26 protein-coding genes are annotated in these 22,336 nt (G+C 69.5%); 13 read left to right on the top strand and 13 right to left on the bottom strand.

The features are described 5' to 3' along the window. Positions 1–22: 22 nt before the first annotated feature. Positions 23–1,651 (bottom strand): ABC transporter substrate-binding protein, encoded by a 1,629-nt coding sequence (locus OIC96_RS32360; RefSeq protein ID WP_330304470.1) that lies wholly within the window; start codon positions 1,649–1,651, stop codon positions 23–25. Positions 1,652–1,913: 262 nt separating this feature from the next. On the opposite strand from OIC96_RS32360, the gene OIC96_RS32365 reads away from it, so the two are divergent. The 3 genes from OIC96_RS32365 to OIC96_RS32375 all read left to right on the top strand — a co-directional run bounded on the left by OIC96_RS32365 (position 1,914) and on the right by OIC96_RS32375 (position 4,348). Beyond that, a complete protein-coding gene (locus OIC96_RS32365; protein ID WP_406502257.1) occupies positions 1,914–2,654 on the top strand; it encodes a FadR/GntR family transcriptional regulator in 741 nt (246 codons plus the stop codon). A 254-nt stretch (positions 2,655–2,908) separates the two neighbouring features. Continuing rightward, entirely contained in the window at positions 2,909–3,349 is a 441-nt protein-coding gene (locus tag OIC96_RS32370) for a protein-tyrosine phosphatase family protein (protein ID WP_330304468.1), read from the top strand. A gap of 129 nt (positions 3,350–3,478) precedes the next feature. Next, complete coding sequence (locus OIC96_RS32375; protein WP_330304467.1) at positions 3,479–4,348, top strand: hypothetical protein; 870 nt, start codon at positions 3,479–3,481, stop codon at positions 4,346–4,348. Positions 4,349–4,583: 235 nt separating this feature from the next. On the opposite strand, the gene OIC96_RS32380 is transcribed toward OIC96_RS32375, so the two are convergent. The 3 genes from OIC96_RS32380 to OIC96_RS32390 all read right to left on the bottom strand — a co-directional run bounded on the left by OIC96_RS32380 (position 4,584) and on the right by OIC96_RS32390 (position 6,916). Then, positions 4,584–5,093, bottom strand: coding sequence for a tetratricopeptide repeat protein (locus OIC96_RS32380; protein WP_330304466.1), 510 nt, complete (start codon positions 5,091–5,093; stop codon positions 4,584–4,586). Positions 5,094–5,156: 63 nt separating this feature from the next. Beyond that, a complete protein-coding gene (locus OIC96_RS32385; RefSeq protein WP_330304465.1) occupies positions 5,157–6,005 on the bottom strand; it encodes an ABC transporter permease in 849 nt (282 codons plus the stop codon). Further along, complete coding sequence (locus OIC96_RS32390; RefSeq protein ID WP_330304464.1) at positions 6,002–6,916, bottom strand: ATP-binding cassette domain-containing protein; 915 nt, start codon at positions 6,914–6,916, stop codon at positions 6,002–6,004. The genes OIC96_RS32385 and OIC96_RS32390 overlap by 4 nt, the downstream gene beginning before the upstream one ends. Positions 6,917–7,049: 133 nt before the next feature. On the opposite strand from OIC96_RS32390, the gene OIC96_RS32395 reads away from it, so the two are divergent. Next, a complete protein-coding gene (locus tag OIC96_RS32395) occupies positions 7,050–8,273 on the top strand; it encodes a sensor histidine kinase (protein ID WP_330304463.1) in 1,224 nt (407 codons plus the stop codon). Next, complete coding sequence (locus OIC96_RS32400; protein WP_330304462.1) at positions 8,273–8,983, top strand: response regulator transcription factor; 711 nt, start codon at positions 8,273–8,275, stop codon at positions 8,981–8,983. The genes OIC96_RS32395 and OIC96_RS32400 overlap by 1 nt, the downstream gene beginning before the upstream one ends. Before the next feature lie 3 nt (positions 8,984–8,986). Here OIC96_RS32400 and OIC96_RS32405 read toward each other — a convergent pair whose 3' ends face one another. The 3 genes from OIC96_RS32405 to OIC96_RS32415 are packed head-to-tail and all read right to left on the bottom strand — an operon-like array spanning position 8,987 to position 11,315. After that, on the bottom strand, positions 8,987–10,027 hold the full coding sequence (locus OIC96_RS32405) for an ABC transporter permease subunit (RefSeq protein ID WP_330304461.1): 1,041 nt from the start codon (positions 10,025–10,027) through the stop codon (positions 8,987–8,989). Further along, entirely contained in the window at positions 10,024–10,914 is an 891-nt protein-coding gene (locus tag OIC96_RS32410; RefSeq protein ID WP_330304460.1) for an ABC transporter ATP-binding protein, read from the bottom strand. The genes OIC96_RS32405 and OIC96_RS32410 overlap by 4 nt, the downstream gene beginning before the upstream one ends. Beyond that, positions 10,911–11,315, bottom strand: a complete 405-nt coding sequence (locus OIC96_RS32415) for a GntR family transcriptional regulator (protein WP_330304459.1) — start codon at positions 11,313–11,315, stop codon at positions 10,911–10,913. Before OIC96_RS32415 ends, OIC96_RS32410 begins: the two co-directional genes overlap by 4 nt. 74 nt (positions 11,316–11,389) lie before the next feature. Between OIC96_RS32415 and OIC96_RS32420 the strand changes: the two genes are divergently transcribed. Both OIC96_RS32420 and OIC96_RS32425 read left to right on the top strand, forming a co-directional pair. Continuing rightward, a complete protein-coding gene (locus OIC96_RS32420) occupies positions 11,390–12,163 on the top strand; it encodes a hypothetical protein (protein WP_330304458.1) in 774 nt (257 codons plus the stop codon). Continuing rightward, positions 12,153–12,812, top strand: a complete 660-nt coding sequence (locus OIC96_RS32425) for a Fic family protein (protein WP_330304457.1) — start codon at positions 12,153–12,155, stop codon at positions 12,810–12,812. Before OIC96_RS32420 ends, OIC96_RS32425 begins: the two co-directional genes overlap by 11 nt. A gap of 852 nt (positions 12,813–13,664) precedes the next feature. Here the strand turns inward: OIC96_RS32425 and OIC96_RS32430 are convergent. Beyond that, on the bottom strand, positions 13,665–13,859 hold the full coding sequence (locus tag OIC96_RS32430) for a DUF397 domain-containing protein (protein ID WP_330304456.1): 195 nt from the start codon (positions 13,857–13,859) through the stop codon (positions 13,665–13,667). Next, a complete protein-coding gene (locus OIC96_RS32435) occupies positions 13,841–14,674 on the bottom strand; it encodes a helix-turn-helix domain-containing protein (protein WP_330304455.1) in 834 nt (277 codons plus the stop codon). Before OIC96_RS32435 ends, OIC96_RS32430 begins: the two co-directional genes overlap by 19 nt. Positions 14,675–14,859: 185 nt before the next feature. On the opposite strand from OIC96_RS32435, the gene OIC96_RS32440 reads away from it, so the two are divergent. The 5 genes from OIC96_RS32440 (at position 14,860) to OIC96_RS32460 (ending at position 17,608) form a co-directional block, all read left to right on the top strand. Further along, on the top strand, positions 14,860–15,018 hold the full coding sequence (locus tag OIC96_RS32440; RefSeq protein WP_443058400.1) for a hypothetical protein: 159 nt from the start codon (positions 14,860–14,862) through the stop codon (positions 15,016–15,018). Further along, positions 15,015–15,230: a hypothetical protein gene (locus tag OIC96_RS32445; RefSeq protein WP_330304453.1), complete on the top strand. Its 216-nt coding sequence runs from the start codon at positions 15,015–15,017 to the stop codon at positions 15,228–15,230. Before OIC96_RS32440 ends, OIC96_RS32445 begins: the two co-directional genes overlap by 4 nt. A 66-nt stretch (positions 15,231–15,296) precedes the next feature. Then, on the top strand, positions 15,297–16,043 hold the full coding sequence (gene recO, locus OIC96_RS32450) for a DNA repair protein RecO (protein WP_327428575.1): 747 nt from the start codon (positions 15,297–15,299) through the stop codon (positions 16,041–16,043). Between the two features lie 94 nt (positions 16,044–16,137). Continuing rightward, complete coding sequence (locus OIC96_RS32455; RefSeq protein ID WP_330304452.1) at positions 16,138–16,983, top strand: isoprenyl transferase; 846 nt, start codon at positions 16,138–16,140, stop codon at positions 16,981–16,983. A 76-nt stretch (positions 16,984–17,059) separates the two neighbouring features. Further along, complete coding sequence (locus tag OIC96_RS32460) at positions 17,060–17,608, top strand: YcxB family protein (RefSeq protein ID WP_330304451.1); 549 nt, start codon at positions 17,060–17,062, stop codon at positions 17,606–17,608. A gap of 4 nt (positions 17,609–17,612) precedes the next feature. Here OIC96_RS32460 and OIC96_RS32465 read toward each other — a convergent pair whose 3' ends face one another. The 4 genes from OIC96_RS32465 to OIC96_RS32480 all read right to left on the bottom strand — a co-directional run bounded on the left by OIC96_RS32465 (position 17,613) and on the right by OIC96_RS32480 (position 20,764). Then, the gene (locus tag OIC96_RS32465) at positions 17,613–18,029 is read right to left on the bottom strand and encodes a Fur family transcriptional regulator (protein WP_330304450.1); all 417 of its coding nucleotides are present in this window, start codon (positions 18,027–18,029) and stop codon (positions 17,613–17,615) included. 62 nt (positions 18,030–18,091) lie between these two features. After that, complete coding sequence (locus OIC96_RS32470) at positions 18,092–18,994, bottom strand: metal ABC transporter permease (protein WP_330304449.1); 903 nt, start codon at positions 18,992–18,994, stop codon at positions 18,092–18,094. After that, a complete protein-coding gene (locus OIC96_RS32475; RefSeq protein WP_330304448.1) occupies positions 18,994–19,773 on the bottom strand; it encodes a metal ABC transporter ATP-binding protein in 780 nt (259 codons plus the stop codon). Before OIC96_RS32475 ends, OIC96_RS32470 begins: the two co-directional genes overlap by 1 nt. A gap of 31 nt (positions 19,774–19,804) precedes the next feature. Then, the gene (locus tag OIC96_RS32480; RefSeq protein ID WP_330304447.1) at positions 19,805–20,764 is read right to left on the bottom strand and encodes a metal ABC transporter substrate-binding protein; all 960 of its coding nucleotides are present in this window, start codon (positions 20,762–20,764) and stop codon (positions 19,805–19,807) included. A 186-nt stretch (positions 20,765–20,950) separates the two neighbouring features. On the opposite strand from OIC96_RS32480, the gene OIC96_RS32485 reads away from it, so the two are divergent. Then, positions 20,951–22,333: a glycine--tRNA ligase gene (locus OIC96_RS32485; RefSeq protein WP_330304446.1), complete on the top strand. Its 1,383-nt coding sequence runs from the start codon at positions 20,951–20,953 to the stop codon at positions 22,331–22,333. Positions 22,334–22,336 lie beyond the last annotated feature (3 nt).

Here is a 22,336-nt window from a genome sequence, read left to right on the forward strand (position 1 = left end):
ACGAACTCCCTGTCGCCTGGGCCTAGACCCACTTGGCTTGCAGCAGATTGATGCCGGGGTACGGCTGTGCCCTTATCCCCGTGAGCCTCGTCGGGTTCCACGCCGTCATCAGTTCGTTGTGCACGACCGGGTAGAGCACGGCCTGTTCGGCGACGACGTCGATGTAGTCCTGGATCATCGTCTTCTTCTTGTCGGCGTCCGGCTCCTGCGTCGCCAGGTCCATGTCCTTGAAGAGCTTCTTCGCCACGGAGTTGCCGGCCCAGCGGGCGTAACCCATCCAGAGGTTCTGGGGGCCGTAGTTGTAGTGCATGATCAGGTCGGCATCCAGCCCGAACTGATTGGGATTCGAGGCGGCCGCGACGACCTGGTAGTCCTGCTTCTGGTCCATCTTGGTGAACACGGCCGTGGTCTCCTGCGGGGAGAGCGTGGTCTCCACGCCGATCGCGTCCCAGGACGCCTTGATGGTCGGCAGACAGTCCACGATCCAGCTGACGTTGACCGACAAGATCTCGATCTTCAGCCCCTTGACCCCGGCCTCCTTCAGGAGCTTCTTCGCCTTCTCGGGGTCGTACGTGTAGACGGTCTTCGCGGGCCGGTAGCTCGGGTTGCCCTCGTTGAGGAACGAGGACGACGGCTTTCCATGCCCCTTGAGGGCGACCTCGACCATCTTGCCGGTGTCGATGGCGTAGTGCAGCGCCTGCCGCACCCGTACGTCGTCGAACGGCTTGTGCTGGGTGTTGAACATCAGGAAGAGGTTGTTCATGCCCGCGCCGCCCTGGACGGACATGCCGCCCTTCCTGAGCTGCTGGATATTGGCGTACGGGATGTTGTCGGCGATCTGCGCGCCGGCGCTGGCACCGGAGATCTTCGCGACGCGGGGCGCGGCATCCACTATGGTCAGCCAGTTCATCTTCTTGAAGGCCGCCTTGCGCGGGCCGTTGTAGGCGGCGAACGCCTCGAAGGTCGTGTTCGACTTCGGGTGGTGCGCGGTCTGCCGGTACGGCCCCGAGCCGACCGCCTTGCCCTTGATCGCGTCGTCCCAGGCGCCCGGCTGGGAGAAGACGTGCTTCGGCATGATCTTCGCCAGGGTGAGCCGCGAAATCCCCTCGGGGAAGGGGAACTTGAGGACCAGCTCGACGTTCTGCGCGTCGATCTTCCTGACCTCCTTCAGCCAGCTGGCGAAGAAGCCCTTGGCGAGGGTCTGTGTCTTCGGGTCGAGGATCCGCTCGTAGACGAACACCACGTCGTCGGCGGTGACGGGCTTGCCGTCGTGGAACGTGGCGCCCGCCCGCAGGGTGAACTTCCACGACGTGCCGCTGAGATCGGCCGGCACGGCGGTGGCCAGCGCTTCGTACGGCTCGCGGGAGATCGGGTCCGTGTCGAGCAGACCTTCGTAGATGTGGTTGTTGGCGGCCATGGAGAAGGCGGACGCGGTCTGTGTCGGATCCCAGCTGCCGTCGTTTCCGTAGCCGATGACAGCCGTCAGCGTGGCGTTCTTGCCGCTGCCCGAGCCGCCGGTGTCATTCGTGGACTCCGGCCCCGACGAGCAGGCGGCCAGCGACGAGGAGAGGGCGGCGGCCGCACCGAGGGCGCCGGTGTACTTCAGGAACGACCGGCGGTGCAGCGCCGGAGTGTCGGTCACGTCGCGCACGGTTCCTCCAGCAAGGAGTGGTGTGGGGAGATACGACGTCCTACGTCATAGGGGGCAGCGTGACCATAAGAGGGGCTGTGAGGACGGTCAAGGGATCGCACACGAATGGCGTATCTTCCAGAGGTGCGACCAATGACGGTGTGAATAGGGGTAGTTGACGCCAGTTGGCGTTCAATCACCCGGCATCTAATCACCCGGCGATGTATTCGCCTGACGTTTAATCAGTCCGGAGGTGGGACGTCGGATGTCCAGCGAGCGTACGATGCGGCGCATGTCTGAGGAGACCGGGAACCGGCGTCGGCCCGAGCGCCGGGTGGGCGGCCAGATCCAGCGCGAGGTCATGCAGCTGATCCTCGACCGCAAGCTCCAGGCCGGTGCGCCGCTGCCCACCGAGACCGAGCTGATGACCGACCTCGGCGTGAGCCGCAACTCCGTCCGCGAGGCCCTCAAGGCCCTACAGGCACTCGACATAGTGGAGATCAGACACGGCTACGGCACCTACGTCGGCCAGGCCTCCCTGACCCCGCTCGTCGACGGTCTCACCTTCCGCACGCTCGCCCAACCGGACGACGAGACGGGTGCGCTGGCGGAGATACTGCAAGTCCGCGAGGTCCTGGAGGAGGGCCTGATCCGCCGGGTCGCCGCGACGCTCTCCGAGGCGGAACTCGACGGCCTCGAATCCGTCGTGGAGCGGATGGAGACGGCCGGCCGCGAAGGCCGCCCCTTCCCCGAACTCGACCGCGAATTCCACGAGCTGCTGTACGCGTCCCTCGGCAACGCCCTCGTCCCGCAGCTCCTCGGCGCCTTCTGGACCGTCTTCAGCCGCGTCGCCGGCGTACGCGGCTGGACCGACGACCCGGCCCCCGAGGTGACCGTCCGCCGCCACCGCGACATCGTCACGGCGCTGCGCGCCCGCGATGTCGAGGGCGCGCAGCGGGCGATGGCGGACCACTTCCGGGGGATCGAGGCACGGGCGGCACAGGAGTCGCGCGGGGTGAGCTGAGCGGGGCTGGCTTGGTTCTTTGGCTGCGGGTGGGTGGGGGTTGGGCTAAAAGATTGCGCAGTTCCCCGCGCCCCTGAAGGCTCGGGGCTGCGCCCCATTGCCCCCCGGCCCGCCCCCGTCTTTTGTCTTTTAGGGGCGCGGGGAACTGCGCAGTCTTTTAGCGGGGGGTCTGGGGGCGCAGCCCCCAGGGATGGGACGGGTAGGGGCGGCGGGGGCGAAAGAAATCCACCGCCTGCCCGCCCTACCCTGCTCCAGTGACCGAGACCTGGGATCCGAACGGCGCGGGTGTGTTCCGTCTGCCCTCCGGGCGGCTGGTGCGTGGGCGCGCCCTGCGCCGGCCGCTTCCGAGTGACGGTCCGGCGCCGACGTACGCCGTGTACCTGCTCGGCAAGCCGCCGTCCCAAGTCCCGTGGGAATACCACTGGCTGCGCTGGCCGGACTTCAGGCTGCCCGCCGACCGGGGCGAGGCCCGCGCGGTCCTCGCCGAGGCATGGAAGCGGGCGCCCGCCGACCGCGTCGAGCTCGCCTGCGGCGGAGGCCGGGGACGCACCGGCACGGCCCTGGCCTGCCTCGCCGTCCTCGACGGAGTACCGCCGGGGGAGGCGGTGGACTTCGTACGCCGCCACTACGACCGGCACGCGGTGGAGACGCCGTGGCAGCGGAGATACGTCCGCCGCTTCACCGCCGACGAGTGAGCCTAGGGCCGCCTGCCGCGGAACCGGAGTCCGCCGCTCTCCGGATGCAGATCCACGGACACATCAGTGAAGCCCGTCCGCCGAAAATTCGGTACGCCATGTGCGCGGGCCTGTGGAACCCTGAGCCGCGTGCCCCACCCCGAGACGACCCCGTACGACGACGACCGCCGCGCCTACTCCCGAGAGGCACTGGCCCGCCTCGTGCTCAGTCAGGCCGCGTACGGCATCGCCGGATCCGCCGGTGAACTGGTCATCACGCGACACGACGCGTACTGCGGTCCCGGCGGCCGGGTCAGCGAGGCGGCGCAGCTCGTCGCGTCCGCCGAGCGGACGCTGGTGCGGGCCGTCGTCTACGAGCGGGAGCGCGGCAGTTCCTGGGAGGAGATCGCCCGGTATTTCGGAGTCGGCGCGGACGAGGCCGAGGAACGTTTCAGCCCCGAACTCACCCGCTGGGAAACGGCGTTCGACGTTCCCTACCGCCTCGATGAAACCGGCCGCAAACGCATCCCGCAACTGCCGACGGCCGCGTACGATCCCGCCACCGCTTGCCGCCAGCTCGATCTCTGGGCGCATCTGAGGACCACCATCAGGGACCGTCACGCGGTGAGCGCGGGCCTTCGCATGACCGCCATCGCCCCGGCGGACGGGAACGGCCCCGAGGCCGAAGTGTCCGACCCGGAAACCGAGTCGGACGAGATGAGGGGCTGGATCTGGCGCCCTCACCTCCGCTCCTTCCTCGAACTCCTGGCCCGCTACAACAGCATGTGGTTCGACGAAACGGACTGGGAAACCGTCTCTATCGGCCTCGAAACGACCGACGACGAGACCCCGGACGCCTGGTACAGCTACCCCTTGGACAGCTCCCTGCACTCCCTGAACGTCCGCCTCGCCAACACACGCGGCGGCAACGAGGTCTCCGTCGCCCTCACCGGCGCCACTTCCGCGGACCTGCGCCTCAGAATCGACACGCTCATGGACGCGTTCGCGGCACGCCCCTAAACGTTCTCCCCGGTGGCTTCCGCGGGCCCTCCGTCGGAGTTGCCGCTCGCCGCGCGCTTGCGCGCCGTCCTGGAAGGGGCCGCACCGGGATGAGGCGTCAACCCCAACGTTCGTTTTCGCGAACGAGGCGCTCCGCTCAGCGGCAACGCAACAGATCGGCCCCAGCCTCATGGCCACGTACGCTGAAATGCTGACTCAGCATCGGCCGGCCTGACGGTGGTGGACGCGAAGCCGCCTAGTAGCCCTCCACCGCGTCCAGATCCCCCGCGTAGTGCTCGATCGCCCGCCGATACCTCTGTACGCGGGTGTCGGCGCTGGTGGCTGCCACGACCTCCAGCAGGGTCCGTACGGCTTCTCGGGACTCCCCGACGTTGTACAGGGCCATGGCCAGGAACGACCGCAGGGCCGGGTCCCCGGGGAACTCCTCCAGGCCGCGGCGCAGACACGTCACCGCCTCTTCGTGGCGCCCCAGGACGCGGTAAGTGCTACCCAGGCCCAGAAACGCGCCGTGGCGATCCTCGGCCGACAACCCCTCTCCTGCCAGGGCTCGTTCATAGAACGGGACCGCCTCCGCCTCCAGGCCGAGGACGTCGTGGACCCAGGCGGTCTGGTACGCGATCTCGGTGTCCGCCGGATGCCGGTCGGACAGGGTCAGCAGCAGTGGACGGGCCTCGGCCGCCGAGCCGCGCTCGCGTAGCCCGATCGCCCGCGCCAGCGTCGTATCCCGTTCTTGATCGTCGCTCATGCGGCAGCACGCTGGCACAACGCACCCCCGTCCACAAGCTGTTGACGGCGTACGGGGTACGGGTCAAACGTCCCGGCGGTCCACCGCCACGACGGCGACGACCGCCGAGACCGCCGCCCATGCGGCGAAGGTGATCCAGGCGCCCGTGACCGTCGCCGGATGGGGCGGGACCAGGGTGAAGGGGTCGTGGCCGAAGGCGATGTCGGCGAGGCGGGTCCAGGCGTTGATGGGCTGGGCGTGCCGCACCGCGGCCGTCCACTGGTAGCGGTCGGTGATGAAGCTGGGGATCAGGAGGAGTACGGCGGTGGTGGCGACCATCGTCGTCGCGCTGTGCCGGATCACGGCGCCCAGGGCCATGCCCGCGAGGGCGCAGACCGGGGCGAGGAGCGCGGAGGCGGCGATGACGCGGAGGGCGCCGGGGTAGGAGAGCGGGACACCGACGTCGCGGGTGTCGAGGATGGCCTGGGTCGAGGCGAAGGAGGCGCCCGCGACGAGCGCGCCGTAGACCGTCATGACCGCGGTCACCAGGGTCACCTTCGCCGCCATCAGGGCGCGGCGGTCCGGAACCGCCGCGAACGTCGTACGGACGAGGCCCGTCGAGTACTCGCCGACGATCGTGATCGCGCCGACGCTCGCCACCGCGAGGATCAGCATCAACGCCGATCCGTCGGAGAAGGCGTCGCGCAGGGCCAACTGGCCGATGTGGTCCCGCATTTGGCCGTTGAACCTGGGGAAGTCGGCCGCGTCGACCCGAGCCGCGTTCGCGTTGAAGGCGATGACCGCCAGCGCGCCGGTGCCGAGCGCCCAGTACGTCGAGCGCAGGGATCGCAGCTTGATCCACTCGGCGGCCAGGAGGTCCGTGAAGCGGGGAGCGGGCGGGGCGAGGGTCGCCATGGGTGTCGTGGTCGTCATCGGGCGTCTCCGGCGAGGAATTCGGCGCTGTCGGCGGTCAGTTCCATGAAGGCCGCCTCCAGCGAGGCCGCCTGCGGGGTCAGTTCTTCGAGCAGGACGCGGTGCTGGAAGGCGAGTTCGCCGATGCGCGCGGCGCTCAGCGCCGTCACCTTCAGGGTGCGGTCGTCGTACGGCGCCACGGCGGCGCCCTCGGCGGACAGCACGGCCGCCAGCCGGTCGGTGTCCGGCGTGCGTACGGTCACGGTGAGCCGCGTGCCGCGCGCCGCGAACGCGGTCACGCTCTCCGCGGCGATCAGTTCACCCCGTCCGATGACGATCAACTGGTCGGCGGTGTTCTCCATTTCGGACATCAGGTGGCTGGAGACGAAGACCGTACGGCCCTCGGCGGCGAGTCGCCGGAACAGCCCGCGTACCCACAACACACCTTCCGGGTCGAGACCGTTGAGCGGTTCATCGAACATCAGGACCGGCGGGTCGCCGAGCAACGCCGTCGCGATACCGAGGCGTTGCTTCATTCCGAGGGAGAAGCCGTCGACACGACGTCGGGCCGCCGCACCCGTCAGCCCGACCTCCTCCAGCACCTCGTCCACCCGGCCGTACGGGATCCGGTTGCTGCGGGCGAGGGCCGCCAGATGGGCCCGCGCGCTGCGGCCGCCGTGCACATCACCCGCGTCGAGCAGTGCGCCGACATGGCGCAGCCCGCGCGGCAGGTCCCGGAAGGGGCGGCCGTCGAGGGTGGCGGTTCCGCCGGTCGGGGCGATCAGGCCGAGGAGCATGCGCAGGGTCGTCGTCTTGCCCGCGCCGTTCGGGCCGAGGAACCCGGTGACATGCCCCGGGCGCACGCTGAAGGAGAGGTTACGGACCGCCGTGGTGGGTCCATAGCGCTTGGTCAGTTCGTTGACTTCGATCACGCGGAACACCGTCTCGCCGGGGACGGGTCAAGGACATCGGCCCGGCGCGGACAATCCCCCGGAGCGGGTGTCGACCCGGGGTGTACATCCGCGGGCCGATGCCGTGCCGGTGGCGCGAGCCTACGATCGGCGCATGCATGTCACGCCGCCGCTTCCCCTGCTCAAGCGCGTGCCGCCGGGTGCCTGGGTGGCCCTGACCTGGTGTGCGACCGCCGTGTTCACGTTCCTCGCGCGCATCAGGCTGCCCGGCGAGGAGGCGGCCCAGTATCAGGTCGCCGTCCAGTTCTACCGGTGGGACGGCCTCGTGATCCTCGCGCTGGCCACCGCGCTGGCGCTGGCGGGCAGCCGGCTGCTGTCGCGCCGGCCGCTGACCGCCCTCGCCCTGCTGCTCACGGCGGCCGGCTTCGCGACGACGAACCTGGCCGTGGGGGCGATCCAGCTGTCGCAGTTCCTCGCGGTCGACGTCGCCCTCTATTTCATCGCCGCCGCCCACTCGCGCCGTACGGGCGTCACCGCGGTCTCGATGGCGCTCGGCGTCCTGGTGGCCTGGCTGACCGTACGGCTGCTGCGCGGCTGGGGCATAGGCGTGTCGGACGAGCTCGCCGTCGCGCTGACGGCCGTCGTCGCCTGGCTGCTGGGCGACGCCGCCCACCGCACCCGCGCCTACGCCGAGAAGCTGCGCGTCCAGGCCGCCGGCCAGGCCGTCATCGACGAACGCCTGCGTATCGCCCGGGAGATGCACGACATGGTCGCCCACAGCATCGGCATCATCGCCCTCCAGGCGGGCGCGGCGGCCCGCGTCGTACACACCCAGCCGGACGCCGCGCGCGAGGCTATGACGGCGGTGGAGACGGCGGGCCGGGAGACCCTCGCGGGGCTGCGCCGCATGCTGGTGGCGCTGCGGCAGGCGGACCAGGGCCGGGCGGCCCATGTCCCGGAGGCCGCCCAGTTGCGTCCCGCCGAGGGGCTCGCCGACCTCGACCGGCTGGCCGCCGCGACGACCGCCGCGGGGGTGCGCGTGGACGTCCGCTGGCGGGGCGAACGGCGCCAACTCCCGCCGGACATCGACCTGTCCGCGTTCCGCATCGTCCAGGAGTCGATCACCAACGTCGTACGCCACGCGGGCACGGCCACCTGCCGGGTGACCGTCGACTACGGGGACGAGGACGTGGCCGTCGACATCACCGACTCCGGCCGCGGCCGGGGAACGTCCACGGACACCGGCTTCGGCCTCATCGGCATGCGCGAGCGAGTGACCTTGCTGCACGGCGAGTTCACGGCCGGGCCGCGCCCCGAGGGCGGCTTCCGGGTGACGGCCCGCCTCCCCGTCCCGGCGACGGCCGCGGCGGCCGCGTGATGACGATCCGCGTGGTCCTGGCCGACGACCAGCAGCTCATCCGTACGGCCCTGCGGATGGTCATCGCCGACATCGAGGACGTGGAGGTGGTCGGCGAGGCCGCGAACGGCGAGGAGGCCGTGGCCCTCGCCGGGCAACTCGCCCCCGACGTGGTGGTGATGGACATCCGCATGCCGGGCGTGGACGGCATCGAGGCGACGCGCAGGATCACCGAGGGCGGCGGCGAGACGAAGATCGTCGTCCTCACCACCTTCGACGACGACGATTACGTGTACGGGGCGCTGCGCGCGGGCGCGTCCGGCTTCCTGGTGAAGGACATGGCGCTGGACGACATCCTCGCGGCGATCCGCGTCGTGGCGGCCGGTGACGCCCTGATCGCCCCCAGCGTCACCCGTCGCCTGATCCAGGACTTCACCGCCGCCCGTCCCGAACAGCCGCGAAAGCGACGGCAGTTGACCGCGATCACCGACCGTGAACGCGAGGTGCTGACGCTCGTCGGTACGGGGCTGTCCAACACCGAGATAGCCGAAGAGCTCTTCATCAGCGTGGCCACGGCGAAGACGTATCTCACCCGGCTGCTGTCGAAGCTGGACGCGCGTGACCGGGTGCAGCTGGTGATCATCGCGTACGAGGCGGGGCTGGTGTCCCCCCACCGTGCCCCCCACCGTGCTCCCCAAAGTGCCCCCAGGAGTGCCCCCGGGAGGGGGTGACGGTCAGATCTGGCGGCGGCGGATCCACCAGAAGCAGCCCCCGGCCAGGCCCGCCGTCAGTCCGAGGAAGATGCCGGTCTCGGCCCACTGGAAGTCCCAGAAGCGCTTGGAGGAGTGGTAGGTCACCTCTTGCCGGTAGCCGAGGCGGTTGATCTCGGCGAAGCACGTCTTGGCCGCGTCGGCGGGGGACCCGCCCGGTGCGCACGGGCCGCTGGCCGAGGACAGGGGGAGACTGCCGTGCACCGTGCGGCCCTTCGCGTCGATGAGCCGGCTGGACAGGATCCAGGCACCCTCGTCGGGCGCCTTCGACAACATGGTCAGCGTGATCGGCCCGCCCTTACGGCGGATCGACAGGCCGTCCACGTTCGCGGAACTGATCTTGACGGTCGCGTGGCTGGGGGTGAACAGGTGCGGCCGGACCAGCAGTGGCATGGCGATCTGGAGGGCGAGGAAGACGGCCAGGGTGATGGCCATGGCGGGCAGGGTGCGGCGGACGAGCATGCCGACGACCACGCCGAGGGTGAAGGCGAAGGCCGCGTATCCGATGGGGACGATGCCGCGCGCGTCGAACACCACCGGCCCCAGCCGCGGGAAGTCCGAGACGCCCGCGGCCTTGTCGATGGGGCCGGACCACCAGGTCACCGCGAGGGTGACCAGCCCCGCGGCGATCATGGAGGCCAGGCCGGTGAGGGCGAGCTTCGCGCTCAGCCAGCGGGTGCGGGTGATGCTCTGGTTCCACACCAACTGGTGGGTGTCTGACTCCAGTTCGCGGGTGATCAGCGGCGCGCCCCAGAAGAGCCCGATGACGGCGGGCAGGAGCAGTACGGCGGCGGTGACCGCGAGGAAGCCGGTCTGATGCTGCTGGAAGAACCGGTCGAGGAAGGACGCGCAGCCGTCGGTCTGGGCGGTGCAGGCGGCGATCCCGGTCGAGTAGTCGTCGGCGACACCCGGGCCGGTGAAGGCCAGGGCGGCGGCGAGCACGACGAGCGCGGCGCCCATCATCGCGGCGGCGGCGCGGAACTGACGCCAGGTCAGCCAGGTCATCGCTGGACCTCCAGTACGGGGCGGTGGCCGGTGTCGGCGGGCTCGTGCATATAGGCCAGGACGAGGTCTTCGAGGCCGATCTGGCTGACCGTCCAGGACGGGTCGTGGATCGGGGCATCGGTACGGACGAGAAGGGTGGTCTGCCGGTCGGTGTGGCTGGCGGTGATGACGTGCTGGTCGGCGGGGAGCCGGGCGGGGTCGCGGCGCGGGCCGGTGAGCCGGTGGTGGGTGGCCAGCAGCTCGTCGACCTCTCCGGCCACCCGGACCCGGGAGTCGACGAGCACGATCAGGTAGTCGCAGGCCCGTTCCAGGTCGGAGACCAGATGGGAGGAGAGCACCACGCTCAGTTCCTGTTCGACGGCGGCCTCCATCAGCCCTTGCAGGAACTCGCGCCGGGCGAGCGGGTCGAGCGCGGCGACCGGCTCGTCGAGGATCAGCAGCTCGGGCCGCTTGGCGACACCGAGGGTGAGGGCGAGCTGGGCGCGCTGACCGCCCGAGAGCTTGCCCGCCCGCTGGGTGGGATCGAGGCGGAGCCGGGCGATCCGCTCCCGCGCCAGGGTGTCGTCCCATCCGGGGTTCAGCTTGGCGCCCAGTTTCAGATGGTCGGCGATGGTCAGCCCGGCGTAGGTGGGGGTGTTCTGGGCGACGAACCCGACCCTGGCGAGCTGCGCCGTGCTGGACCCGGGAGTGCCGCCGAGCACCTCGATGCTGCCCGCCGTCGGTGCGAGCTGACCACAGGCCAGCTTCAACAGCGTGGTCTTTCCCGCCCCGTTGGGGCCGACCAGTCCGACGACGTGCCCGGCCGGTATGTCGAGCGTGCAGTCGGTGAGTGCCCACCGCCGCCCGTACTTCTTGCCCAGTCCCTGGGCCTTCAGGATGGTCGTCACGCTATGTCCTCCTGAGCGGCGGTCCGAAAGGTGGTCATGAACAGCGCCTCGATGCTCTCGTCGTCGAGACCGGCCCTGCGGGCCTTGGCCAGCCAGCGCCGCAGGTCCTGACGCAGCGGCCCGTGCGCGGCGAGCGAGGCGTCGGCGAGCGTCGCCGTCACGAAGGTCCCCACCCCCGGCCGCGCCGCGACCAGCCCTTCGTGCTCCAGCTCCCGGTACGCCTTCAGCACGGTGTTCGGGTTGATCGCCAGCCGTGCCACCACTTCCTTGACCGTCGGCAACTGATCCCCCTCCCGCATCAGCCCCAGCCGCAACGCCTGCCGTACCTGGCGAACCAGCTGCATGTACGGCGACACCCCCGACCGGTCCTCCAGGTGAAACTCGATCACCAGTTCCTCCATACATCTAGTTACCTAGTACTTTAGAACTCTGGTCTGATGCCCTGTCAAGGTCCGGTCCGGGCCCGGAATTTCGCATGACAACGCCTCACGCGTGCGGCACGATCGGCCAGTTGTCCCGCAACGACCGGTTCTGGAGGAACACCACGGCTTTGGACCAAGAGGTGAGCAGGGCCTGGCAGTCGCCCTGGTCCGAGATGGACCCCGTACGGAATCCCTTCGTGTGGACCGACGACGGGGAGGAGGAAGCCGAGCTCGTCGCGCTGATCGCCGCGATGGTGCCGGGTCCGCGTTCCGAGGTCGGATGGGAGGCGGGGTACCGCTTCACCGATGCCGCGACCCGGCTCCTGATGGACCGCTATGGCCGGTGGGTCTTCGGGTGGAGCTGGGCGATCGGAGAGGGCGGTGGCGGCGGGGTCGTCGCCAGCTGGTGCTGTGTCTCCCACTCGGTGGGCGAACCGGAGACCACGGCCGCCAAGGTCGTCGCCTCGCTGCTCGAATGGCGCGACTGGCTGGAGGAGTTGGCCGAGAAGTTCGCGCTCCTGGCACCGCCCGCCGACGCGGACCCCGAGGACCGCAGCTGGCACCTGGAACGCGCGGCGACCCGCCTGGTCACCCTCGTCGTGGACCGCACGGGCGCCGAATGCGGCTGGTACGGGCTCTGCCGTACGGTGCTGAAGTGGTTCCTCGCTTCCACGGGCATGGAACCGGAGGACGCGGAACGCGCGGTCGACGCGGCGATCGGCGGCCGGTTCAAGAGCTGGACGAGACCGTCCCTGGTCCTGGTCGACACGGTGGGCGAGGATCTCGCGGTGGGGTTGACGGGACGGCGGCCGTACCGTGACTACTGAGGCTGCCGACTCGCTGGCCGTCTGGTGCGAGGTCAGGGAGCAGGTCGACTGGGCCGCTTCGTTTGCCGTGCGGGGGGAGACTCCGTCCCCTGTACGGGCGGCGGTGGACGGGCTCGCCACCTGGTTCGACGAGACGGTGCGCGCCCGGGATGCGGCTCGCGCCGACAGGCTTCTCGCGGCGGTGGCACGGTCCCGTGTCGATGCCGCCCGGAAGCGACCTCTCACCATCGACCTGATGGCGAGCTGGCAGCGGCTGGCCCTGGGCGTGCCCGATGTGCGGTTCCGCCAGGGCGACGCCTTCGCCAAAGGCGGCCGCGAACGCTATGCGCTCACCCCGCACACCCGGCAGGACTTCGCCGCCTGCCTGCGCCAGAGCACTGACCCCGAGGTCCCCGTCGCCGCCCGCGCGGCCAGGGCCTACCTCGACGTCGCCTTCTTTCACCCGTTCCCCGACGGCAACGCCCGCCTGGCGCTGCTGACCCTCGCGTACGTCCTCGACCTGGAGGGAGTACGGCTGGACCAGGTCGGCCCCTTGCAGACCACGCGCTACGCGGACGACCCCGCCGGTGCCGCCGACCTCGCGGTCCTGGTCAGCGTCCTGATCCGCGCGACGCACAGGCGGGGTGCTCGTGCTCGGGCCCATTCGTGAGGTGCTGGTGGGACCGCCCGCTTCTTGGCCAGTGTCGTGCTTCCGCGCCCCGAGTAAAGGGCGCTCCGCTGCGCTACGCGTCGGCTACGCCGATTCCGCTTCGCTCCACCCTTGACTCGGACCACTCCAGCACGGGTGAGAAGCGAGCGAGCGGCCCGGAAGCAAGGGGTTCCCAGGTAGGCCCCCGGCGCCCGGGGGTAACCAGTCACCCCCGGGCCGCCGAAGCGCGGTCGCGCCTCGCCAGCACGCAGGGTGGGCTTAGCGGCGAGCGGTGAGTGGGGCGGCGCTTCCGGCGCTTCCACCGACCGGGGGCACGCCAGGTCTGCTCAGCGGCTGACGGTGAGTGGGCGGCGGGGCGGCTGACGGCGAGCGGGCTGGGTGGCGCCGGGCCGCTTCGGCACGCGATTGGCATTTCCGTTCCACGGCTCGGTGACGGGGCCCTTGCGGCGCCTGCCCTTGCCTTCAAGCGGGTGGGACGGAAATGCCAATCACGGTCCCGGCATCTCGTCGCCCCTCGGCGCCTGTCCCGCCGACGTCCGGAGCGCGACCCGCCCGCCCGCCCGCCCGCCCACCGGCCGGTCGTCGCTTAGCCCACCCGGCGTGCCCCCGAGGCGCTGACGCGCCCCCTCCGCCGGGTGACTGGGCACCTCGCGCTGCCGGGCACCCACCTCAGACCCCCGCCTCTCCAGGCCGCCCGCTCGCTTCTTACCCGTGCTGGAGCGCCCCGAGTCAAGGGTGGAGCGAAGCGGAATCGGCGCAGCCGACGCGTAGCGCCCTTTACTCGGGGCGCGGAAGCACGACACTGCCAAGAAGCGGGCGGTCCCGACGGTCACTTGAGAACAGGGGGAGGGGTTACTCCCCTACGGTGCCGATGAACTCCGCCCAGGCGGCAGGACTGATCAGGAGTACGGGGCCGGCCTGGACCTTGCTGTCACGCACGGGGACGATGCCGGGGACTCCGTCGGCTACTTCGACGCAATCGCCCCCGTTGTCGTCGCTGTAGGTGCTCTTGCGCCACTGAGCGGTGCTCAGGTCGTACTCGCGCATCGTCTGTAGTCCTCCGCCGCCGATTCGAGCAGGGCCAGGGATGCCTCCGGCGACAGTGCGGCAGCCCTGAGCAGATCGTATGCCCCCTGTACGCGCTTCACTAGGGCTGGATCGTCGAGCAGGTTCCCCGAATACACGGCCTCTGTATAGGCAGTTGGCGGTGCGTCCTCGAACTCGAAGAGCCTGGCCATCCGGCCCATGAGGGGGTACGCCCCCGCCGAGGTCGGCAACACCTGCACCAGCATCTTCTTCTGCCGCACCAGCTCCGCGATGTGCTCCAGCTGCTGAGCCATCAAAGCCCTGCTGCCGACCGGAATACGCAGCACCTGCTCGTGCAGGATCACCCAATACACGGGCCGTGTAGCGTCGTCCAGGATCTGCGCCCGCTCCATGCGAGCCGTCACCTTCTCCTCGATGTGGGCGTCGGTGGCGAACGGGTTGCTCGCCAGCGTCACCGCCCGCGTGTACGCAGCCGTCTGCAACAACCCCGGCACAAGCGTCGGAGCGAACTCGGCAATCTTCGTCGCCGTCCGCTCAAGCTCCACCACCTCCGCGAAATAATCCGCGTACCGCTTGTCATCGATCAGCTTGCGCCACATCCGCTCGAAAAAGCCTCCGCTTTGTAGGAGCTGATCGATCCGTTGTGCCACATCCAACTGGGGTTTCCGAATGGCCTGTTCGAACTGTCCGATGTAACCCCCGGAGACGAAAACCCGCGCCCCTAACTCGACCTGAGTGAAACCGGCGTCCTCCCGCCTCCGTTTCAGCTCGGTGCCGAAGAACTCCCACGCCGCCTGCCGCGAACCGTTGGCCACAGGCCAACCCCCTTACGCTGCGCCGCACTTGTAGAGGGCAGACTCCTGCCGAGTGTAGGTGCAGAGCGTCACGATGGAGATGCAAAGCGTGAAACCCAAAGGGAAAGGGGAGCAGGGTGAGGGAAGTACAGGTACCACTCGGGGGACGACACTCGGCGCACTGCGTCGAGGAGGCGGAGGAAATTGTGAAGGAATTGCGGGCGGCGCTCGCCCACGCCGGAATTACGTTGCCGTCACTGCGGATCGACCCGGCGAGTTTGGCGCGCGAGGCCCCCTGTCCGCTCGTCGAATTGGGTGGCTGTTCCGTCGAGGTCGCCGCCCGGCTCGTGGCGGCCCTGCGGTGAAGCTGCCGATCGGCTCGTACGCCGTCGACACTCGTACAGGGAAGGTGGGCATGGTCATGGGGCACGAGGGGCCGTACGTACAGCTGAGACCGCTCGGCGGTGGCAAGGAGTGGGACTGCGAGCCGGGCGCCGTCCGGCGAGCCACGGCATCGGAACGTCTCAGCGCGGCGACCGCGTACGCCAACGCACGAAGTCGTGGCGAGGTGCCTTGAAGGGGGCCCGGCCCAAAGCCGCCCATCCGGGCCGGGGCGCCGCCGCCGTAGGCGAGAATGGACGGCATGAGTCTGTTCCGCGACGACGGCATCGTGCTGCGCACCCAGAAGCTGGGTGAGGCGGACCGGATCATCACGCTGCTCACGCGCGGTCACGGGCGCGTACGGGCCGTAGCCCGGGGTGTCCGGCGGACCAAGTCCAAGTTCGGGGCGCGGCTGGAGCCCTTCTCGCACGTGGATGTGCAGTTCTTCGCGCGGGGGAGTGAGCTGATCGGGCGCGGGCTGCCGCTGTGCACGCAGAGCGAGACGATCGCTCCGTACGGTGGCGGGATCGTGACCGATTACGCCAAGTACACGGCCGGTACCGCCATGCTGGAGACCGCCGAGCGGTTCACCGATCATGAGGGGGAGCCCGCCGTGCAGCAGTATCTGCTGCTGGTCGGCGGGCTCCGCACCCTCGCCCAGGGTGAGCACGAGCCGCATCTCATCCTCGACGCCTTCCTGCTGCGCTCCCTCGCCGTGAACGGCTACGCGCCCAGTTTCAGCGCCTGCGCGAAGTGCGGGATGCCGGGACCGAATCGGTTCTTCTCGGTCGCGGCGGGAGGTTCCGTCTGCGTCGACTGCCGGGTGCCCGGCAGCGTCGTACCCTCGGCGCAGGCCCTCGAACTGCTCGGCGCGCTGCTGACGGGAGACTGGGAGACCGCGGACGCGTGCGAGCCGCGGCACGTCAGGGAGGGCAGCGGGCTGGTGTCGGCCTATCTGCACTGGCATCTGGAGCGCGGGCTGCGCTCTCTGCGGTACGTAGAGAAATAGACGTCAGAGAACCGAGACGTCAGAGAACCGAGACGTCAGAGAACCGAGACGTCAGAGAACCGAGACGTAAGAGAACCGAGGAGACGAGAAGCACATGGTTGTACGCGGGATCCTGGGACGCCAGCGCCGCGAGTACAGGACGCCGGAACCGCACCCGTCCGGTGCCCGCGCGCCGAAGCTCCCCGGTGAGCTGGTGCCGAACCATGTGGCGATCGTCATGGACGGGAACGGACGCTGGGCCAAGGACCGTGGGCTGCCGCGTACCGAGGGGCACAAGGTTGGTGCCGAGCGGGTCCTCGACGTGTTGCAGGGCGCGATCGAGATGGGGGTCGGCGCCATCTCGCTGTACGCCTTCTCGACCGAGAACTGGAAGCGCTCGCCCGACGAAGTGCGCTTCCTGATGAACTTCAACCGTGACTTCATCCGCAAGACCCGCGACCAGCTCGACGAACTCGGCATCCGGGTCCGCTGGGTGGGCCGGATGCCCAAGCTGTGGAAGTCGGTGGCCAAGGAGCTTCAGGTCGCCCAGGAGCAGACCAAGGGCAACGATCGGCTGACGCTGTACTTCTGCATGAACTACGGGGGTCGCGCCGAGATCGCCGATGCCGCGCTGGCCCTGGCGGAGGACGTGAAGGCGGGACGGCTCGACCCGTCGAAGGTCACCGAGAAGACCTTCGCGAAGTACCTCTACTACCCGGACATGCCGGACGTGGACCTGTTCCTGCGGCCGAGCGGCGAGCAGCGCACCTCCAACTACCTGCTCTGGCAGAGCGCCTACGCCGAGATGGTCTTCCAGAACGTGCTGTGGCCGGACTTCGACCGGCGTGACCTGTGGCGCGCGTGCGTCGAGTACGCGCAGCGCGACCGGCGCTTCGGCGGGGCGGTTCCGAACGAGCAACTGCTCGCCATGGAGCGGGACATGCAGGGCGACGGTTCGTAGTCCCCGGGCCCCGAGCGGCGCTGTCGGACCCTGCCGCTACGATCACGGCTCATCACCACTGAACTGGGGAGGGGCCGTGGTCGAGGACCAGGGTGCGGGGCAGCAGGAGTTGCGGGGGGCGGACGCGGTCGAGCTGGAGTACCGGCCGACCGTCGCGGATTTCGCGTCGGCGCTGCGAGCGCGCCGAGGCGTCAGCCGGGCGAGCCGAAGGCAGTTCTGGATTCTTGGCTGCTTCGCCGTCCTGCTCGCCCTGCAGATCGCGTTCCAGATGTCCGGAGGTAAGGCGGCGCCGTTCCCGCTGTACGTCGGGATATTCGTCTACGGCATCCTGATCCTGCTCACGCCGTGGCTCCAGGCACGCCAGTTCCACCGCTTCGCGGAGCGCCTGGGCACCTTCCGCGTGACCGTGACGGACACCGGGGCGACGGTGATCAGCGACAACACCACGGCGTCGGTCAACTGGTCCGCGCAGCCCCGCTACCGGGAGACGGCGGACGTCTTCGTCATGCTCAGCCCCGACAAGAACGCCGTCGCCTTCACCATGCTGCCCAAGCGTGCCCTGGCCGCCCCCGCGGACGTGGATCGGTTGCGGACGCTCCTGGACCGCAACCTGACCCGCGTGTGATCCCTCAGCCCTTCGCCGCCGCGCACTCCGCGCACGTACCGAAGATCTCCACCGTGTGCGCCACGTTCACATAGCCGTGCTCGGAGGCGATGGCCTCCGCCCACTTCTCGACGGCCGGGCCCTCGACCTCGACGGCCTTGCCGCAGACGCGGCAGACGAGGTGGTGGTGGTGCTCGCCGGTGGAGCAGCGGCGGTAGACGGACTCGCCGTCGGAGGTGCGCAGCACGTCGACCTCGCCGGCGTCGGCGAGGGACTGCAGCGTGCGGTACACCGTGGTGAGCCCGACGGAGTCGCCCTTGTGCTTGAGCATGTCGTGGAGCTCCTGCGCGCTGCGGAACTCGTCCACCTCGTCGAGCGCCGCCGCCACGGCGGTGCGCTGCCGGGTGGAACGGCCCCGAACGGGCGATCCAGCGGTTGTCACCGTTGCCTCCTCGCGTGCGTCTGCCCTTGCCCGGCCATTGTGCCAGCCCGGGCTGTGGGTGGTCAGACGCCGACTTTCCTCTCCTGGCCCCGGCTGGCCGGAATCGCGCACTCTGCCGGGTCCCCGGCGGCCTGCGCCAGTGCTGCGGCCCGGGCCCGGCGCCGGGCGAGCGGCGTCGCCAGCGCGGTCAGCACCATGAACGCGCCGATGGCCAGCAGCACGATCGTCGCGCCGGGCGGCACATCCACGTAGTACGTGGTCACCGTGCCGCCGATGGTCACGCTCACCCCGATCGCCACCGCGATGGCGAAGGTGGCGGCGAAGCTCCTGCTGAGCTGCTGCGCGGCCGCGACCGGCACCACCATGAGGGCGGAGACCAGCAGCAGACCGACGATCCGCATGGCGACCGTGACGGTGACGGCCGCCGTGACCGCCGTGAGCAGGTTCAGGGCGCGCACCGGCAGCCCGGTCACCCGCGCGAACTCCTCGTCCTGGCTGACCGCGAACAGCTGCCGGCGCAGACCGACGGTGACGAGCACGACGAAGCCCGCCAGCAGGGAGATCGTCGTCACGTCCTCCTGCGAGACCGTCGTGAGCGAGCCGAAGAGGTACGACATGAGATTGGCGTTGCTGCCGCCCGGCGCGAGGTTGATCAGCATCACGCCGCCCGCCATACCGCCGTAGAAGAGCATCGCGAGGGCGATGTCGCCGCGCGTCTTGCCGTACCAGCGGATCAGCTCCATGAGGACGGCGCCGAGCACGGCGACGAGTGTGGCCATCCACACCGGGGACCAGGACAGCAGGAAGCCGAGGCCGACTCCCGTCATCGCCACGTGGCCGATTCCGTCGCCGATCAGGGCCTGGCGGCGCTGCACGAGGTAGATGCCGATGGCGGGCGCGGTGATGCCCACGAGAACGGCGGCGAGCAGGGCTCGCTGCATGAATTCGTAGTTGAGGAGGGTCATCAGCTCAGCAGTCCCGTCCGGATCGGTTCGGCGTCGTGAGCCGCGTGCGGGTGTACGTGGTCGTGGCCGGGCAGCGCGTGCTGGCCGACCGCCCGCGGGGGCGGGCCGTCGTGCAGGACGCAGCCGTCGCGCAGGACGACCGCGCGGTCGATCAGCGGCTCCAGGGGGCCCAGCTCGTGCAGGACGAGGAGGACGGAGGTGCCCTGGGCGACCTGCTCGCGCAGCGTCGCCGCCAGGACTTCCTGGCTGGCCAGGTCGACGCCGGCCATCGGCTCGTCCATGATCAGCAGCTCGGGTTCGGAGGCGAGGGCGCGGGCGATGAGGACGCGCTGGTGCTGGCCGCCGGAGAGGGCGTTGACGGAGTCCTTCGCGCGGTCCGCCAGGCCGACGAGTTCGAGGGCCTTCCCGACCGCCTCGTGGTCGGCCTTGCGCAACACGCCGAAGCGGGCGCGGGAGAGCCGGCCGGAGACCACGATCTCGGTCACCGTCGCGGGCACGCCGCCCGCGGCGGTGGTGCGCTGCGGGACGTACCCCACACGCTTCCAGTCCCGGAAACGGCGGCGCGGGGTGCCGAAGATTTCGATCTCGCCGCCGCTGACCGGGACTTGGCCGATGACGCTGCGAATGGCCGTCGACTTGCCGGAGCCGTTGGCGCCGAGCAGCGCGACGACCTCGCCGCGGTGCACGGTGAGGTCGATGCCGCGCAGGACCGGGCGCGAGCCCAGCTCGGCGGTCACGCCGCGCAGGGATATCACGGGCTCGCTCACGAGGTCCTCCATGCTGACAAGCTGATCACTTGGCTCACTTGGCTCACTTGGCGCCGAGAGCCGTCTGTAGCGCCTTCAGGTTCGACTCCATGACCTGCAGGTAGTCGCTTCCCTTGGACTTCTTGGTGATGCCCTCGATCGGGTCGAGGACGTCCGTCTTCAGGTTCGTGTCACCGGCGATGGTCTTGGCCGTCTTGTCGCTCACGAGCGTCTCGTAGAACACCGTCGTGACGCCGTCGGCCTTGGCCATCTTCTCAAGCGACTGGACGCGGTTCGCGCTGGGCTCCGACTCCGGGTCCAGGCCGTTGATGGCCTCTTCGGTCAGGCCGTAGCGCTCGGCGAGGTAGCCGAAGGCGGCGTGGGTGGTGATGAAGACCTTGGTCTTGGTGTCCGCCAGTCCGTCCTTGTACTGGGTGTTGAGCGCGTCCAGCTTCTTGACCAGCGCTTCGGTGTTCTTCTTGTACGTGGCCGCGTTGTCCGGGTCGGCCTTCTCGAAGGCGGCGCCGACGCCCTTGGCGACCTCGGCGTACTTCACCGGGTCGAGCCAGATGTGCGGGTCGCTGGCGCCGCTCTCCTCGCCCGCGGTGTCGTCGTGCTCGGCGGCGTGCCCGCCGACCTCGTTGCCGTGCTTCTCCAGCGTGGTCAGCGACGCGGCGTCGATCTTTGCCTTGACCTCGGACTGCGCCACGGCGTCGTCGACGGCCGGCTGGAGGTTCTTGAGGTAGAGGACGGCGTCCGCCTCCTGGAGCTGCGCGGTCTGCTGGGCGCTGATCTCCAGGTCGTGCGGTTCCTGACCGGGCTGGGTCAGGGTCGTGACGTTCACATGCGTCCCGCCGATCTGCTCGGCGAGGTACTCCATGGGGTAGAACGACGCCACCACGTCGAGCTTCCCGCTGCTGCCGTCGGCCGCGGCGGAGCCCGAGCAGGCGGAAAGGGTGCCGAGACCGAGGAGGGTGGCTGCGGCCACGGCGGTCCCGGTTATGAGGCGTCGTCGTACGTTCATGACAGTCATTTTCAACAAATCTGGAAACGATTGTCAACAAGCCCTTGGGTAAGGCCTCGGTAAGCGGCAGCAAGCGGGAGCAAGCGACCCGGTCCGGGCCCGGTCCGTGAACCGATTTGATACAGGGGTGGGCGGCGCCGGTAACCTGAAGCATTCGCGCCGTCCGTTCGTACTGAAGAGAGCATCGTGGCCGCCGACAAGATCGACACCATCGTCAACCTGAGCAAGCGCCGTGGCTTCGTTTTCCCCTGTAGTGAGATCTACGGCGGACAGCGCGCCGCCTGGGACTACGGGCCGCTCGGCGTCGAACTCAAGGAGAACCTCAAGCGCCAGTGGTGGCGCTACATGGTCACCTCCCGTGAGGACGTCGTCGGTATCGACTCCTCCGTGATCCTGGCCACCGAGGTCTGGGTCGCCTCCGGCCACGTCGCGACCTTCACCGACCCGCTCACCGAGTGCACCTCCTGTCACAAGCGCTACCGCGCCGACCACCTGGAGGAGGCGTACGAGGCCAAGCACGGCCGCCCCCCGGAGACCGGCCTCACGGACCTCAACTGCCCCAACTGTGGCAACAAGGGCACCTTCACCGAGCCCAAGCAGTTCTCGGGCCTGCTCTCCACCCACCTCGGCCCCACGCAGGACAGCGGCTCCGTCGCCTACCTGCGCCCCGAGACCGCGCAGGGCATCTTCACCAACTTCGCCCAGGTGCAGACCACTTCGCGCCGCAAGCCGCCGTTCGGCATCGCCCAGATGGGCAAGTCCTTCCGCAACGAGATCACGCCCGGCAACTTCATCTTCCGCACCCGCGAGTTCGAGCAGATGGAGATGGAGTTCTTCGTCAAGCCGGGCGAGGACGAGAAGTGGCAGGAGTACTGGATGCAGGAGCGCTGGAACTGGTACACCGGCCTCGGTCTGCGCGAAGAGAACATGCGCTGGTTCGAGCACCCGCAGGAGAAGCTCTCCCACTACTCCAAGCGCACCGCCGACATCGAGTACCGCTTCCAGTTCGGCGGCAACGAGTGGGGTGAGCTGGAGGGCGTCGCCAACCGCACGGACTACGACCTCGGCGCGCACTCCAAGGCCTCCGGCCAGGACCTCTCCTACTTCGACCAGGAGGCCGGCGAGCGCTGGACTCCGTACGTCATCGAGCCCGCCGCCGGTGTCGGCCGCGCGATGCTGGCGTTCCTGCTGGACGCCTACGTCGAGGACGAGGCGCCCAACGCCAAGGGCAAGATGGAGAAGCGCACGGTGCTGCGCCTCGACCCGCGCCTGGCGCCGGTCAAGGTCGCCGTTCTTCCCCTGTCGAGGAACCCCGAGCTCTCCCCGAAGGCCAAGGGCCTCGCCACGGCGCTTCGCCAGCACTGGAACATCGAGTTCGACGACGCCGGCGCCATCGGCCGCCGCTACCGCCGTCAGGACGAGATCGGCACCCCGTTCTGCGTCACCGTCGACTTCGACACGCTCGACGACAACGCGGTCACCGTGCGCGAGCGCGACACGATGAAGCAGGAGCGCGTCTCGCTCGACCAGATCGAGGGCTACCTCGCCTCGCGTCTGATCGGCTGCTGACCT

Origin of the sequence: Streptomyces sp. NBC_00775 (assembly GCF_036347135.1) — a bacterium.
In the GTDB taxonomy this organism is placed as follows: domain Bacteria; phylum Actinomycetota; class Actinomycetes; order Streptomycetales; family Streptomycetaceae; genus Streptomyces; species Streptomyces lutosisoli.